Origin of the sequence: Spiroplasma tabanidicola, assembly GCF_009730595.1 — a bacterium.
In the GTDB taxonomy this organism is placed as follows: domain Bacteria; phylum Bacillota_I; class Bacilli_A; order Mycoplasmatales; family Mycoplasmataceae; genus Spiroplasma_A; species Spiroplasma_A tabanidicola.
Window position 1 is genome coordinate 611,852 of the sequence record NZ_CP046276.1, and the last position, 16,795, is coordinate 628,646.

General features: G+C 22.3%; 12 protein-coding genes. 11 read left to right on the forward strand and 1 reads right to left on the reverse strand.

What is annotated here, in order from left to right:
• The first annotated feature begins 6 nt into the window (after nt 1–6).
• The 4 genes from STABA_RS02800 (at nt 7) to STABA_RS02815 (ending at nt 4,509) form a co-directional block, all read left to right on the forward strand.
• Nucleotides 7–729 (forward strand): ABC transporter ATP-binding protein, encoded by a 723-nt coding sequence (locus STABA_RS02800; protein ID WP_156006318.1) that lies wholly within the window; start codon nt 7–9, stop codon nt 727–729.
• 61 nt (nt 730–790) lie between these two features.
• On the forward strand, nt 791–2,014 hold the full coding sequence (locus STABA_RS06075) for an FtsX-like permease family protein (protein WP_425505172.1): 1,224 nt from the start codon (nt 791–793) through the stop codon (nt 2,012–2,014).
• Between the two features lie 101 nt (nt 2,015–2,115).
• Nucleotides 2,116–2,649 carry a hypothetical protein gene (locus tag STABA_RS02810; RefSeq protein WP_156006322.1) on the forward strand — a complete coding sequence of 178 codons (534 nt, stop codon included), beginning with the start codon at nt 2,116–2,118 and terminating at the stop codon, nt 2,647–2,649.
• A gap of 66 nt (nt 2,650–2,715) precedes the next feature.
• A complete protein-coding gene (locus STABA_RS02815) occupies nt 2,716–4,509 on the forward strand; it encodes a M3 family metallopeptidase (RefSeq protein ID WP_156006324.1) in 1,794 nt (597 codons plus the stop codon).
• On the opposite strand, the gene STABA_RS02820 is transcribed toward STABA_RS02815, so the two are convergent.
• Nucleotides 4,501–5,196: a hypothetical protein gene (locus STABA_RS02820; protein ID WP_156006326.1), complete on the reverse strand. Its 696-nt coding sequence runs from the start codon at nt 5,194–5,196 to the stop codon at nt 4,501–4,503. The genes STABA_RS02815 and STABA_RS02820 overlap by 9 nt on opposite strands.
• 63 nt (nt 5,197–5,259) lie before the next feature.
• On the opposite strand from STABA_RS02820, the gene STABA_RS02825 reads away from it, so the two are divergent.
• The 7 genes from STABA_RS02825 to scm1 all read left to right on the forward strand — a co-directional run bounded on the left by STABA_RS02825 (nt 5,260) and on the right by scm1 (nt 16,673).
• Entirely contained in the window at nt 5,260–5,973 is a 714-nt protein-coding gene (locus tag STABA_RS02825; protein WP_156006328.1) for a hypothetical protein, read from the forward strand.
• 450 nt (nt 5,974–6,423) lie between these two features.
• Nucleotides 6,424–7,482: a hypothetical protein gene (locus tag STABA_RS02830; protein WP_156006330.1), complete on the forward strand. Its 1,059-nt coding sequence runs from the start codon at nt 6,424–6,426 to the stop codon at nt 7,480–7,482.
• Between the two features lie 146 nt (nt 7,483–7,628).
• The gene (parE, locus tag STABA_RS02835; RefSeq protein WP_156006332.1) at nt 7,629–9,557 is read left to right on the forward strand and encodes a DNA topoisomerase IV subunit B; all 1,929 of its coding nucleotides are present in this window, start codon (nt 7,629–7,631) and stop codon (nt 9,555–9,557) included.
• 34 nt (nt 9,558–9,591) lie between these two features.
• The gene (locus STABA_RS02840; protein ID WP_156006334.1) at nt 9,592–10,569 is read left to right on the forward strand and encodes a hypothetical protein; all 978 of its coding nucleotides are present in this window, start codon (nt 9,592–9,594) and stop codon (nt 10,567–10,569) included.
• A gap of 13 nt (nt 10,570–10,582) precedes the next feature.
• On the forward strand, nt 10,583–13,132 hold the full coding sequence (gene parC, locus STABA_RS02845; RefSeq protein ID WP_156006336.1) for a DNA topoisomerase IV subunit A: 2,550 nt from the start codon (nt 10,583–10,585) through the stop codon (nt 13,130–13,132).
• Between the two features lie 75 nt (nt 13,133–13,207).
• Nucleotides 13,208–15,409 carry an SF1B family DNA helicase RecD2 gene (gene recD2, locus STABA_RS02850; RefSeq protein WP_156006338.1) on the forward strand — a complete coding sequence of 734 codons (2,202 nt, stop codon included), beginning with the start codon at nt 13,208–13,210 and terminating at the stop codon, nt 15,407–15,409.
• A gap of 34 nt (nt 15,410–15,443) precedes the next feature.
• The gene (gene scm1 / locus STABA_RS02855; RefSeq protein WP_156006340.1) at nt 15,444–16,673 is read left to right on the forward strand and encodes a motility-associated protein Scm1; all 1,230 of its coding nucleotides are present in this window, start codon (nt 15,444–15,446) and stop codon (nt 16,671–16,673) included.
• Nucleotides 16,674–16,795: the final 122 nt, after the last annotated feature.

The following is a 16,795-nucleotide window of genomic DNA, read 5'->3' on the forward strand; positions in this document are numbered from 1 at the left end:
AATAATGTGAAAGAAAAGATAATAGAATTAAAAAACATACAAAAAGTTATAAATAATAAACTTATTTTAGATAAAGTTAATATAAGTTTTGAATGTAACTCTTTTACAACTATTATCGGAATGTCTGGTTCTGGAAAAACAACTCTTTTGAATATTTTATGCGGTTTAGAATATCCAACACATGGAGAAGTTTTTGTAAAAAAAACTAATATCAATAACTTAAAAAAAGTACAGTTAACAAAATTTAGAAGTTTAAATATAGGTTATATTTTTCAAGATTATAATTTAATAGATTACTTAAATGTAAAGGAAAACATTTTAATTACTTTGATGGTCAATAAACAAAAAGTTGATAAAATTAAATATTTAAATATTTTAAAATTTTTAGATCTTGAAAAAATAGAATTTGTAGTTGCAAATGAACTTTCAGGTGGTGAAAAACAAAGAGTAGCTATTGCAAGAACTTTAGTTGGAGAAAATAAAATTATTATAGCAGATGAACCAACTGGATCATTGGATTTCATAACTGCAAAAAAAGTAATTAAACTTTTAAAAGAAGCAGTTAATGAGTTTGATAAAACTTTAATTGTTGTTACCCATGATCCTAATGTAGCAAAAGAAGGGGAAAAAACTTTTGTTGTAAAAAATAATGAAGTAAAAATGTTAAAAAATAAATTTGAAATTAGCGAAATTGAATATTATTTATCTAATGATGGCAAAAATGAATAAAATACTTTTAAAAAACTTTAAAAACAACTTTCTCATTTTTTTACCTACAACATTTATTTTGATGATAACTTCTATTTTTCTATCAGTATCATGTTTGCTTTTAGAAAATAGTGTTTATTTTTTTCTAAATAATGATAAATATAAGTTAGATAATTCAATATTTATTTTAAATTTTTTTAGTGGTTTTATAGGTATAATAATTTTTATAAGTTTATTTTCTATTTTTAGTGCCTTAAATTTAAATTTAAACCTTAAAAAAAAGCAATTTCATTTATTATATATATTAGGTTTTAGCAATAACAAAATAAAATTATATGTATTTTTAGAAATAATTTTAATTAGTATAGTAATCATTGTTTTATCACTTTTAGTTGCTAATCCATTAAGTGAATTAATAGTCAACTATTTAAAATCTGTTAATGTTTTAGACAAAAAATTTTACATATATAAAAAATATGAGTATCAGTATATTTATGTATTAGGTATTTTATTATTTATTATTTTTATAACTTTTATAGCAACTAAAAATTTAAATAACTTATCAAATAAAAAAATTCATAATAAAAAATTTAAAAATGTTTATTCCTATATAAGTTTTATAGTGGGATTGGTATTTTTATTGATTCCCTTAGCACTTGTTTTAAATAAAAATATAATGCAATCAGAAACAGGTAAGGGTCTTTTAATTGATTGTTTAATAAGTTATATTGTCGGATTAGGTATAATAAGTAAACTTTTAATAAAAAATTTACTAAAAATTATTTATTTAAAGTCGAAGAAATATTTCATAAAACTTTTATTTGCAAATTTAAATAAAAGTTTAGATAAAATTTACTACTCAATTATTTTACTTACTATTTCTTTAATTTTTAGCTTTTATACAATAGCTTTTAATTTCAATGATTTTAATAATATAAATCAAAAAGCTATAAGCTTATTTATTTTAATAATTATCTATTTTTATACTTTTTTAATATACTTAAACTCAATATTTTTATATATTCTTGATCAAAAAAGCAATGTGAAGTTATTAAATATTATAGTTTATACCAAAAACAGACTTATTCTCATGATATTTTTTTCTATTTTAATTAGTAACCTAATATCACTTATATTTTCTATTTTCGGATTTTTATTTTATATTTCTGTGTATAGTTATTGAAATAATGATGCGATAATTGATAATCTATATATAAATAACTTTTTATATATAATATTTTCATCAATAATACTTTCTATTTTAATAAATCATGTTTTAATAAAAATAATAATCTTTAAAGCTTAAAAAAAATTATTATTTATTGATTTTACAGTATATCTATTATTAATTGCTAATATCTTATATTTTTGATAATATATTAGAAATAGATAAAGAGGTTTTTAAAGATGCATTTAAGTGAAAGTGTAAAAAATTTAGTAGGAAACTTGTTTAGAATGGATTTAAACTTAGACTTTTTTGCTCCTGGTTATATTGGATCAAAAAAAACAGAAGAAGATAATATACCATGATTAGGTCTAAAAAATCTAAATAGAGTAGTATATTTAGCAACAACATTTAATTATTACTTTTTTGAAAATATGATAGCTGATGTATCTTTGGCAATTGATGCAAAAGGAAAAGAACCAATAATTGTAGAAGTAAAAGATAGTTTTGTGGAATTAATAGAACTTGAAAAATTAGGTTTTTTACAATCTAGAGTTCAATCACTTTCAACACCACAAATGTTTATCTTAAAAGACATTTATAAATTTATGATTGATAAATATGCTAAATTTAATGAATTTTTTGAAAACGATCCAAATATCAAAATATTAGCAAAGCATCAAGGTCCTTTATCAGCTCCTTTATTTTTGAATTCAAGAGAAGTAGTTGATTACTATGAAAAAGGCGCAAAAATTATATTTACATTAGGTAAATAAAAAACCATTTTACAATGGTTTTTTATTTTTTTATTTTGCTATAATATTTTAAGAAATAAGGTAAATATGAAAAGAGAATTAGTCGCAAAAGAATATAAATGAAATTTAAATAATATTTATAAAACAAAAAAAGATTTTTTAAAAGATTTAAATAAATATATTAAAGGTAATAAGAAGTTATTAAAATATAAAAACAAACTAAGTGATTTTTTAACTTATAAAAAATTCTTTTTAGAAAATGAAAAAATAAATGAGATTAATGATAAACTGAGATACTTTTTGAATATATTAGATGTTGAGCAAAACAATAGTTTTGCACAAGAACTTGATGCAATTTATAATCAAAAAGTAGTCGAACTTGATGGCATGTTTACATGAGTAACAGAAGAGGTTAAAAGTTTTAATCAAAAAGAGTTTTTAAAAAAAGTAGAAAACGATAAAGATTTAAATTCTTATAAAAAGTTTTTTGTTGATTTTTATAAAAATTTAAATTACATATTACCCTATAAAGAAAGAAATCTTTTATCAAGAGTTTCTAATTCATCTTCAATAATATATGAAATGTATTCCGCATTAATTTATAAGGATAAAAAAAGAAAAAAATTTATTTTTAAAGATAAAAAATATGATTTAGATGAAACAACTTATGCAAAAATTCTTGCAGATACAAAACCAATTGAAGACCAAATTCTAAGAGCCAAATATTCTTATGAGTTTAAACAAGAATTAAATAATAAAAAACATACTTTTATAAAACTTTATGATGCTTTAACAAGAGAAAATATTGAATATGCAAATTTAATAGGTAAAAAAAATTTTTTTGATTTATTCTTTGATAAAGATGACTTTTATAAAAGTCATTTATTCACTTTGTTAGAAGCATCAAAATCTGCAAAAGAAGTGTATAGAGAATATTTAAAAATATATAAAGACTTTTTTGGTTTTACAGATAAATTTTATAACACTGATACTTCTTTAAAATTTGTAAAATCAAATAAAGATATAATAGATGTTGAAAAAGGAAAAGATATAATAAAAAAAGTATGTAGCAAATTAGGAAATGAGTATTTGTTATTTTTAAATAAATCATTAGAAAATTACAAAATTGATTATTACGAAAGTGAAAATAAGTCAACTGATGCTTTTACAATACCTTCAGATAAATACGATAATCTAATTTCTATGAATTGAACTGAAAATTGAGAATCGGTTTATACTTTAATCCATGAACTTGGTCATGCAGTGCATTTTGAGTTTGCAAAAAAATATCAACCTAAACCTTTAAATAATTTTGATAATTTGATCGCAGAAATAGCTTCAACTTTTAATGAGCATTTATTAAGTGATGAGCTTTTAAATACTAATAATAAAAACTTAAAAATAAATATTTTACAAAATAATATAGATTTTGTTTCTTTGAATTTTTTATCTTCTACTCTTTGAACTAAGTTTGAACTTGAAGTGTATAAACTTATTGAAAATAAAGAAGTTTTAAATTATACAAAAATAAAAAAAATAATTGATAATATGGAATCTAAAATTAAAATATTTAATGAATATGATAAAGACATGAAATATTATGAATGATTTAATATAAGCCATTTATATGAAGAACCTTTTTATCTATTTAAGTATGCTGTAACAGTTGCTATTTCTTATCACTTTTTCTTAGACTTTAAAAAAACTAATGATTCTACAAATTATTTAAACTTTTTAAAAGAAGGTGGATCACTAGATCCTATAGAATTATTTAAAAAATATGGATTTGATTGTACAAAAAAAGAATCATATGATCCTTTAATAAAACACATTGAAAATTTAATAAATAATTTAAAACAAGAATTAAAAGAATTAAATTAAATTTTGAATAAATCTTGTAATTATTTCACTATAACCATTTATAAAAGAATAAAATTCTGTTGTATTTTTTGAAACTATTGTATAGTTTTCTTTGTTAAGTTTTTTCTTTTTAGATAATTTTTTAGTATACTGAAATGTTAAAATTAGAACTTTATTTAAATTTATAATTGATGATTTTGGAATTATAAAATCAGATCAAATTAGCTCGAGGTATTTATCATCTTTATAAATATTTTTTAATTCATTTTGAAATATATTATAAAATCTTAAAATATTATCATTTGCTAATTTTAAAGCATATTCTTTTCTGTTTTTTACTTCTAATATTTTTAAATTTGAAAAATATATACACATTGTTTCTATTGAATTTATTATTCCTAAAAGTTGACAATACTGAACAATCATCTTTTCAAATTTTTTTAATAGCTTTATATCCACTTTAATAATTTTATATTTTTGATTAAAAAAGTTTTTAAAATTATTTATGTTTTGAAATAATTCTGGATAATCATCAATCAATTTGCTCGTGTTAATTTCAAAACCAACATCTGACTTATTAAATTTTATTAGTCAGACTTTCAATCTTTTTATAATTTTATTAACTTTACTTTTTCAAAATGGATTTAAATCTTTTAAATCTGTAACATTATCTTCGTTAATTTTGAAACATTTAAAATATGAAATCATTGTTAACCATCTTTCTAAATACAATTATAATTATATATTATAAGTAGATTTTTAGGTGATTATATGTTAGGTAAATACAATTTTACAAAAAAAGAGGCTGAATTAGTAATTAAGTTTTTCGAACCTTCAGTTGCAAGTATTTATATATGAATTGAGTATATAAATGATATTTTTAAAATTAATAATTTGAAATTCGATAAATTAGATGAAACAATTAATAAATTAAATAAATTAGAGTTTTTAGATGAGTTTCAAGATCTAAAAGATGAATTTTTAGTAACTTATGAAAAAATTTTATATTATTTAATTAAGTTAGATATTGAAAAAATTAATTATCAAAGAGATATAATTCAACCTAAAATGAGAGTTTTGAAAGAGTGTTTTTTGTTGACGGATGCAATTGTAAAATATTGTTATGATTTTGTGAAAAAAAACAAAAATACTCCTAATCTTGATGATTTAAATGTTTTTTTTATAAATAGGCTTTTAGCATATGTTAAAACCATTGAGTTTTTTAATAAAAATACCAAAAAAAACTTAAGTAAGCAAAACTTAGAAGTAATAGAAAAAATGAAAGCATGCTCTAATTTAGAAGAATGGCAAAAAAGTTTGGACTTAATAATAGGCGATTATGAAGATAATCATTTAGATTATTTGTATTTAAATGATGATTATAACGATTATTTTTGAAAAATAGTCAATAAAATAAGTCAAATGCAAGCGATTTGCGAAATTGCAGTTAATATTAAATATAATCTTAATGATAATCAAGATTAAAATAATTTCAAATAGTAATAATTTTTATTTTTTTTAAATTTTGCTAAAATAATATTGTTATAAAATCAAAATTTTATAACAAAAGCATACATTAATAACAATTTACTTAAACTTTTTATACAAATAGCATACAAAATATATTGATATTTATATTGAGTTTAAAAAAACAAATGCTTTCCTTTCAAAATGGCATTTGTTTTTTTTATTTTAAGAAATATATTCCAATTATAAGATAAAAAATAAAATAATTTTCTATATATGCTATAATATGAAAGTTATAAGAAAACATTAATCTTTTTTATAACAAAAATAGTTTATATTTATAGTGATTAAATTAAACGATTGTTCTAAGGCGAGTTTATGACATATTTCTTATAAACTTGTTTTTTTCTTTTTATTTTCTATTCCCATATTTGTTATACAATGAAACTAAGATAAAGTGGTGATTATATGGATTGATTAATTAGTATCAATAATAATATATACAATTTCGCAAGAGATTTTAACTCTATTTTGAAAAAAAGAAGATTATTCGAGCAAGTTAATAATGAATCTAATAATATTAGTATATTTTGTGCAAGAACTATTAATAATCAGTATTGCGGTGCTCATCTAATCTTAAAGTATAAACATGATTTAAGAGCTCAATATTATTTAACATCTACTGAAGGGTCGCTTCACAAAGAATGGTGTTTCAATGGTGTAAAAGAAGAATTAAATAATAATTTTTATAAAGAAATTATATCTAGTGAATTAATTAATAATTTTTATAAAGAGAATATCGTACAATTATGCGTTTTAGAAAAAAATGCTGCAAAACTTGAAATATTTGATTATACAAATTGCAATATTATAGAATTACAAAAAGTACTATCTAAAAACAATATAAAAAAAGTAACTTTAAATTCAGCAATTAACTACTTTTTTGAAATAGTTAAAAAAGATATTTCAAAAAATGGATTAACTTCATTTGAAGATGATTTTAAAAATAATCATTTTGAAGTATATAATGATCATAAAAATTATATTGATATAAATTTAAAAACTGAGAAATTTAGAAATGCGCCAATTAAATTAACTTTATGTGATTTTACAAAAACAAACTATGATAGTTTTGATGAAAACGGAAATATGATTATAACTATTGATAATATTGATGTTTTTGAATTAGAAAGGGCAGATACTTCTAAAGATATTAAATTAAAAAAAGTTAGAAAAAACTATCATAATAAAGTTCTAAAAGTTATTTTTAAAAATCAAAGAATTATACAAAACTTAATCAAATTAAAGCAATTTGCAAATAGTGAGTATGAAAATAGTCGATTAGATTTTAAAAATTTTTATGGAATTAGCTTCTTAGTTGATAAAACGAGACATTATGAAGTTATAAATAACACATTATTTTTAACTTTTGAAGTTTTAGAATATGAAGAATTTGTAACAGTTAAAAAAAATTTAAAATATTATGAATTAGATGAATTCATTGATAATAAATTACAAAAAAACTAATATAATTAGTTTTTTTGTTTTTGCAGAGACCTTCGCAACTATTTGACTTTATTTGAAAACAATATATTATAAATTTGTATATTTATAATTAATCATAAATAAATTTTAGATAGGGTTTAACGAATAAGTTTGAAAGGTGATTAAAAATGGCAGCAGATTCTAAAAATGATCTTAATTATAACGAAGAGAGTATTCAAGTTTTAGAAGGACTAGAAGCAGTTAGAAAAAGACCGGGAATGTATATTGGTTCAACAGATGTTAGAGGATTACATCACTTAGTTTGAGAGATAGTTGACAATTCAATCGATGAAGCTTTAGCAGGTTTTTGTAATGAAATAAATGTAATAATTGAAAAAGATGGATCGATAACTGTTAAAGATAATGGTAGAGGTGTACCTATTGGTATGTATAAAGGTACAAACCAATCAACTCCTGAAATAATTTTTTCAGTTTTACATGCTGGAGGAAAGTTTGGTGGAGATGGTTATAAAACAAGCGGGGGATTACACGGTGTTGGTTCTTCTGTTGTAAATGCTTTATCTTCTAAATTTAAAGTAACTATTTATCGTGATGGATTAATATCGAAAATATCTTTTTCAAAAGGTGGACATCTAGTTACTCCTTTAAAAACAATAGGAAATAGTAAAGTTACAGGAACAGTTGTTAATTTTTTACCAGATGAAACTATGTTTAGCACAACAAAGTTTTCATTTTCTACAATTAGCGAAAGATTAAAAGAATCTGCATTATTAAATTCAGGATTAAAAATCACTTTAAAAGACGAAAGAAGTGATAAATATGTTGAGTATAAATATGATAATGGTTTAATTGAATTTGTAAATGAACTTAAAGGAAATGAAAAAGCAATATGTAATCCAATTCTTATTAAAGGACAAGATTCACAAATTGATGTTGAAATAGCTCTAACTTATACTGATGACTTTTCTGAAAACGTTATGGGGTTTGCAAATAATGTTAAAACTAGTGATGGAGGAACTCATATATCTGGTTTTAAAACTGGACTTTTAAAATCTTTAAATGAATACGGAAGAGATCAAGCGATTTTAAAAGATAAAAAATTAGAAGCAAATGATGTTAAAGAAGGATTAATAGCTGTTGTTACTGTAAAAATCCCTGAAAATCTAATCCAATATGAAGGTCAAACAAAAGGAAAATTAGGAACTAGTGAAGCAAGAGGGGCTTGTGAAAAAATCACTGAAGAAATATTTGGTTTTTGATTACAAGAAAATAAAGCAATTGCTATATCTATAATAGAAAAAGCCTTGATTGCTAAAAAAGCTAGAGACGAAGCAAGAAAAGCAAGGCAAGCAATAAGAGATCAAAAAACAAAAACCAGAGGAAAAACTATGCTTGGTAAATTAACACCAGCACAAGGAAAAGATAAATCTCTAAATGAATTATTTTTAGTCGAAGGAGATTCAGCTGGTGGAAGTGCAAAATCTGGAAGAGATAGAAAGTTTCAAGCGATATTACCACTTAGAGGTAAGGTTATAAACGCTGAAAAAACAAAAATACTAGATTTATTAAAAAACGAAGAAATTACAACAATCATTAACGCAATTGGTGCAGGTATGGGAAGTGATTTTGATATCAATGATATTAATTATGGAAAAATCATTATAATGACAGATGCAGATACAGATGGTGCTCATATTCAAACTTTATTATTGACTTTCTTTTATCGATATATGAAAGAATTGATAATAAATAAAAATGTATATATTGCAATGCCTCCACTTTTTAAAGTTACACAAGGTAATAAAAAGGACTTTTTATATTTATGAACAGAAGACGAACTTGCTGCATATATGAAAAAAGCTAAGCAAAAAGTTGAGATACAAAGATATAAAGGACTTGGAGAAATGAATGCGGTTCAGTTGTGAGAAACTACAATGGACCCAGAACAAAGAAAATTAATTCAAGTCTCAATTGAAGATGCTTTAAGTGCAGAAAACACTTTTAGAACTCTAATGGGTGATAATGCTGAAAAACGAAAAGAGTGAATAGAAGAAAATGTTAAATTCACTTTAGAAGATAATGCTGAATTTATTTAATCATTTTTAAAAATTTAATAGGAGTTCACTAAATATGGAAAATTTAAGCTTCCAAAGTAAAATCAATTTGATTATTTCAAAAATTGAAGAATATAATAAAATTAATAAAGATATTAAACGTTTTAGTATATTTAATAGTTTTATTATTGATTACGAACTTGATGGAGCTTATTTATACTTTAATATGAGAAATATAGACGATGAAAATATGGAATTAATGACATCAGCTGGAAGTGAACAATCCTTACATGTAAATCTAAAAAAAGATATAGATTTTTTATGAATTATAAAAACTGTTAATCGTTTTATTGAAAATGCAAAAGATACAATGAAAAAAGCAAGAGAGTTATCAAAACCTCAAGCAGGAATTCTGATTTATGATGAGTTTACCGATTCGTATTATTTAAATCCTTCAACAGGACCTTTGTTATTAAAGTCTAAAGAAATTGCCAGAGAAATAGCTTCAACTAGATTAGATATATTTGCAATATTTATTCATTTAAGAACAACAGTTATTGGTAGAGATAGATCTATGGAACTTGTTGGGCTTGATGGAGAAATGATGCTAAAAAAAATTTTGAGTATAATTCAAGAATTAAAACAGTTTGAAATAAAATTAAAAAAAATTGAAGGTATTCCTAGATTTATTTGTGATATAAATGAAATTGATAGTAAAAATTATGAGTTTGAAGGATATTTAACAGATGATTTTGGAGATAATCAATTATACATAACAAAACAAAATGATTTAGTACAAAGAATTAATATAGATACTCAAGTTGGTTTTGAAGTTGTTTATTCAATGCTAAGAACTGCACAAGAGTTTTCTAAATTAATGATGGGTTTAGCAAGAACATTAGTTTCTAAAAATGATCCAAAGTTATATAAACAAGATACTTTATCAAAGTTATGAATTTTAACTTCAGAAGGCAAAAAAACTATGAAAAATTTAAAAATAATGGACTTTTTAAATGAAGATATTTCAGAAATTAATTTTGATATAAATCAATAGAAAGGTAAAAATAATGGCTCAAGAAAATAAAGAAAAAGGTATATTAAATTATTCATTAGAAGAATTAATGGGAGATAGATTTGGTAGATATGCCAAATATATCATTCAAGAAAGAGCTCTTCCTGATGTTAGAGATGGATTAAAACCAGTTCAAAGAAGAGTTTTATATGCAATGAATGATATTAATTTAACTTACGATAAACCATATAAAAAATCTGCACGTATTGTTGGAGATGTAATTGGTAAGTATCACCCTCATGGAGATACTTCTGTTTATGATGCTTTAGTTAGAATGAGTCAAATTTGAAAACTAAATATTCCATTAGTTGACATGCATGGTAATAACGGTTCTATTGATGGGGATAGTGCTGCTGCTATGCGTTATACTGAGGCTAGACTTTCTAAAATAAGTAGTTTATTATTAAAAGATTTGCAAAAAAATACTGTTTTATTTGCACCAAATTTTGATGATTCTGAAAAAGAACCAACAGTTTTACCTGGATATTTTCCAAATATTTTAGTAAATGGATCAACTGGAATTGCTGCAGGTTATGCTACAAATATGCCTCCACATAATTTAGGAGAGATTATTGATGCAGTTATTGCTACAATTAAAAATCCTGAAATAAAATTAAAAGATATATCAAAAATTGTAAAAGGTCCAGATTTTCCAACCGGAGCAATTGTTATGAGTCAAGAAGGAATTGATTCTGCATTTCAAACTGGAAAAGGAAGAATAATTGTTCAATCAAAAATGCATAGAGAAGAAAATAATATTATTATTGATGAAATTCCTTATGAGATAGTTAAACAAGATTTAGTAAGAAAAATTGGCGAAACAGTTGATGCAAATACTGCAATTGATGTTAAAGAAGTAAGAGATGAAACTGATAGAACTGGTTTAAGAATAGTAATCGAACTTGCAGAAAAAACTGACTATGATATTACTAGAAAATTTTTATTAAAAAATACTCCTCTACAAATTTCATATAACTACAATAATGTTGTTATTGTTGATAAACAACCAAAACAATTAGGGATAGTTCCTATAATAAAAGCTTATGTAAGTCATTACAAAGAAGTTTTCATTAAAAAAACTCAATTTGATTTAGATAAAGCAATTAAAAGACAAGAAATTATTGAAGGTTTAATAAAAGCTATTTCAATTTTAGATGAAGTTATAGCAATTATTAGAAATTCAAAAAATAGAACTGATGCAATTGAAAATTTAATCAAAGCATATGATTTTAGTGAAAATCAAGCAATTGCAATTGTAGATTTGAGATTATATCGTTTAACTTCTACTGATATTTTAAAATTAGAAGAAGAGAAAAAAGAGTTATTAGGATTGATTGAAAAATATAAATCAATAATTGGAAATAGTGATGTTTTAAATAATGAAATTATTAATGAATTAACAGAAACAAAAAAAGAATTTAATGTGCCAAGAAGAACTGAAATAGTTAAAGAAATTGAAAACATTGACTTTGAAATAAAAGAAACCATTGTGGAAAAAGATTATACAATTTGAATTTCTCAAGATGGATATATAAAAGCAATTGAAGATAGTCAAATGGGAAAAAATCCAATGGACACATTCAAACGTAAACCAAATGATATATGAATCTCATGTGTACCAGCTTCAAGTTTAGATTTCTTATTATTAGTTTCAAGTTCTGGAACTTATTATTCAATTCCTGTTTATAAAATTAAACCAAGCAAGTGAAAAGAAAATGGGATGCATTTAAATACTGTTGCGCAAATGACAGCTCAAAATGAAAGATTACTAGCTGCATTTGTAGTTAGAACATTTAAAAACGCAAAACAAGAAATATTACTTGCAACTAAATTGGGATTAATAAAAAGAACTCCAATTGAAGATTTAGAAACTAAAATGTTTTCAAAATCATTTAGAATTATGAAATTAGGACCAGGAGATGAATTAGTTTCTGCATCACTTGTTACTTCAAAAACAAAAACTGTTACAATGTTAACTCAATCAGGATTTGCAGTTAGATATGATATTGCAGAAATTCCAAGTGCAGGTCCTAATGCAAAAGGAGTTAAATCAACTGTTGTAAAAGGTGAAAATATTATTGCTGGAAAAGCATTTGATTCTGGAGATATTTTAATATTAACTAATAAAGGTAATATTAAAAAAATTAAACAAGATCTTGTACCAATAATGACAAGACCAAAACGTGGTGTAAGATTATATCCAATGAATAAGAAACGTGATGAATTCGCAACTTTCTTATACAATGTAAGCAATAAAGATATATTAAATATCTTAGATGTAAACGATGAATTAAAACAAATGAGTGTAAGTAGTTTTAAATATTTAGATTTAGAAAGTATACCAACAGATCTAGATATGAATGAAATTTTAACAACTACTTTAGAAAAATCATTTATTATAAAAAATGGAGATATACCTCCATCACCTAAAACTTCTGATGACAATGAAGATAATCAAAGTAAAATTATTAATGATGAAGCAGAAAAAAATATAGAAGAAGAAAATACAGAAGAATTAAAAGTCGATATAGATGATTTATTATAAATACTTTTGTATTTTTTTTATTTAATATAAAAATTTAATAAAAAAAACTATAATAATTTTAAGAGAGTAAAAAAAATGACAGAAATAAAAGGAAAAATAAAAAGTTTTATATTTAATAATGAAAGTTTTGGTATAGCTGTTTTTACATTAATGGATAACGATACAAGATCTATTGTTATCAAAGGTGAAATAACTTCTATGAGACTAAATGTTTTTTATTGTTTAAACGGGGAAACTGTTATTGATAGAAAAACTAATAAAACAGTTTTTGAAGTTAAAAGTTTAAAACAAATTAAAATTACTTCAAAAGAACTTGTAATAAAATATCTTTGCTCACCACTTTTTCCAACAGTAGGAAAAAAACTAGCTTCTAATATTTATGAACATTTTGGAGATGATACTTTTAATAAAATTTTATCTAATCCAGAAGAAATAAAAAATGTTAAAGATATAAAAGATTCTCAAGTGTTAATAATTTTAGAAACATTAAAAGAAAATTTTGAAGAAAATAAAGTCTTAGAAATTTTTGAAGAGCATAATTTAAAGTTAGAATTTTATACACGTGTTGAAAAGTTTTGCAAGAGTAAAGAAGAAATAAAAAACACTTTTGAAAATAATTTTTTTGAGTTTGCAGAAAATAATTTTTTAATTCCTTTTAAAGAAGTTGACAGAGTTGCTTTAGCATTTGGATTAGAAGAAAATTCATCAGAAAGAATTTCATGATGAGCAAAACATCTTGCAAATGAACTTTTAATGAAAACAGGAAATACTTATTTAGAGTTATCTATAATAAAAAAAGAATTACAAAAAGTTTTTTTTAATATAAATTACGAAATTTTTGATGAAAAATTAATTTATGCCAAAAAAAATAAACTATTAATTTTTGAAAATAAAAAAGTTTATACAAAAGAAAGTTATAATGATGAAGTTGTAATTTCTAAATCTTTACTAGAAATTGAAAACAAAATAAAAATTACTAAAAAAACTAATTTAGAAGATTATTTAAAAGAAGTAGAATCGTTTGTTGAAACTTCTTTAAACATAAAAAACTTTAAATATAATCAAGAGCAAAAATTGGCACTTGAAAACTTTTTAAATAATAATGTAAGTATAGTTACAGGGGGACCAGGTACTGGAAAAACAACTGTAATAATTGGACTTGTTAAATTATATGAGTTAGTTTACAAAAAAAATGATTTTGCAATTGTTGCTCCAACCGGTAGAGCTGCAAGTAGAATAAATGAAGTTTCAAATTATGAAGCAACTACTATTCATAGGTTATTAAAATATACAGGTAACAATACTTTTGAATATAATGATTTAAACAAACTTGATAGAGGTATGTTAATAATAGATGAATCATCAATGATTGATAATCATCTATTTGCATCAATTTTTTTAGGATTAGAAAATTTAAATAAAATTGTTTTAGTTGGTGATATAGATCAATTACCAAGTGTAAGTTATGGGAATGCTTTTGAAGATATTATAAAAAGTAATTGTTTTTCTTTAACAAAATTAATTACAAACAATAGACAAATTATAACGGGGGAAAGAAATTCAATAATTGATTTAGCAAATTGTATAAAAAATAATAATATAGAGCTTTTTGATTTTGATAATACAAATAATATAGATTTCATTTTTGAAAATGATGCTAATTATGCATTGGAAAAAATTAAAGATACTTATCTTAATAATAGACCAATTGATTTTGAAGAAGAAATTTTAAATTTACAAATAGTTGCACCAATGTATAAAAATAATTTAGGAATAGATAGAATTAATAATTTTATCCAAAGCATTGTTAATGTGAATAAAAAAAATATTTATAAAAGAGGAGAAGTTGAATATAAAGCTAATGATAAAATTATGTATACAGAAAATGATTCTTATTTAAAAGTTTTTAATGGTGATGTAGGATATATTCAAGAAATAATTTTAGAAAATAAAAAATTTAAAATTGCAAAAACTTATTTCAATAAAGAGTTAAAAGAATTAAATAGTTCACAATTTGGAAAAGTAAAACTTAATTATGCTTGTAGTATTCATAAGACACAAGGAAGTGAATATGATAAAGTTATTTTAGTTTTAGATAATACAAACCAATACTCATCTTTTTTAATTAACAAAAAAATGATATACACTGCAATAACTAGAGCAAAAAAACATTTATTTATAATTGGAGATAAAAAATTATTTATTAATTCATGTAAAAAAGAAATGAAAGAAAGATTAACAACTTTAAAAGATAGAATTGTTCAATTAATTGATTAAAAAAAGTTATAATATATAAGCATAGGAGAAATTTATGAAGAACAAAATATTTACAAGTTTATTTATAAGTACGGCTGCTTTTTTTCTAATTTTGTTGATAGTTTCTTTGGTTATACTTCCTAGTTTTAATGTTAATAATGAATTAAATAGAATATCAGCGGTTGATTCAAGTGATCAAGGATTAAAAGATTATTTGAATGGTGTAAGACCACAAATAAAAAATAAACTTGATTTAGCATATATGATTATGGGTTTAGAAGGATTGGCGACAATGTTAAAAATTCATTCATTTGGTGCTGTTACTTTTACTATTTTGGTTGCTTTCTTTTTACCTTTAGTTGGTACAATGTTAGGAATGAGTTTTTTAGTTTTTATTTTTTTGTTTGTAATTTCAAGAATAAAAAGAGAATATAAATTCAATACAATTAGATTGGTAGGGAAAATTGGTTTATTAGTAAGTTCTATATTATTTTTAATTATGGGAATATGTGGAATAGTTTTGTTTTCAGATATTGAAACCTTTTTAAATAAAAATAACGGTGAAGTATCAAATTATTTAAATAAAATTAATAATAACGATTCTCATAACGCTTTTGCTTTTATTACTGCATATAAATATTTTACAAATGGTAAATTACAAACTCTTATAAATAATGGTTTAAGTCAAACTGGATTATATTTTGGAGATTTACCTATTAATAATATTGAATTTAAAGCAGCAATTAGTATAGGTACTATAATGATGCCTTTGTTTGGAATATTTACAATATTTTTTGCATCAATTTGAATCGCAACATTTATTTCAAATAGAAACAATCAAAATTCCAAATTTTCATATTGATTAAAAAACGTTAGAATTGATTCTAAAAAAGAATTTAGAAGAAGTTTGTTAACTAATGTTTGATTTTGAATATCTTTAATAACTTTTACAATAACAATTATTTTTCCAGGATTTATACACCCATATAAAACATTAGCCCAAACTTTATTAACTGTTATAAATGCTATTTTGTTGCCGATTTGTTTTATACCTATAATTTATGCATGATTTAAAATAATTAAAATTAAAAGATTTAATTATAATAAAATGATGTTTAATCAAATTTTAATATTTTGTATCCTAGTTATGCTAAATCAAATTTTAATTTGAGTTTTATTTAGAGAAGAAATGGGAATGCCTGTTTGAATAGGTATTACATGACCATTTGTAGCTATAATTTTATCAATTGTTTGTCTATTTGGTTTTGTACATCAAAAACATTAAAATAAAATTTCATTTATTAAGTAAAAAAATATAAAGTAAGTTTTAAAAATAATTATTAAAATTTAAACACAAATTTTAATAATTATTTTATTTATTTAGATTAATTAGAATAAAATTAAATA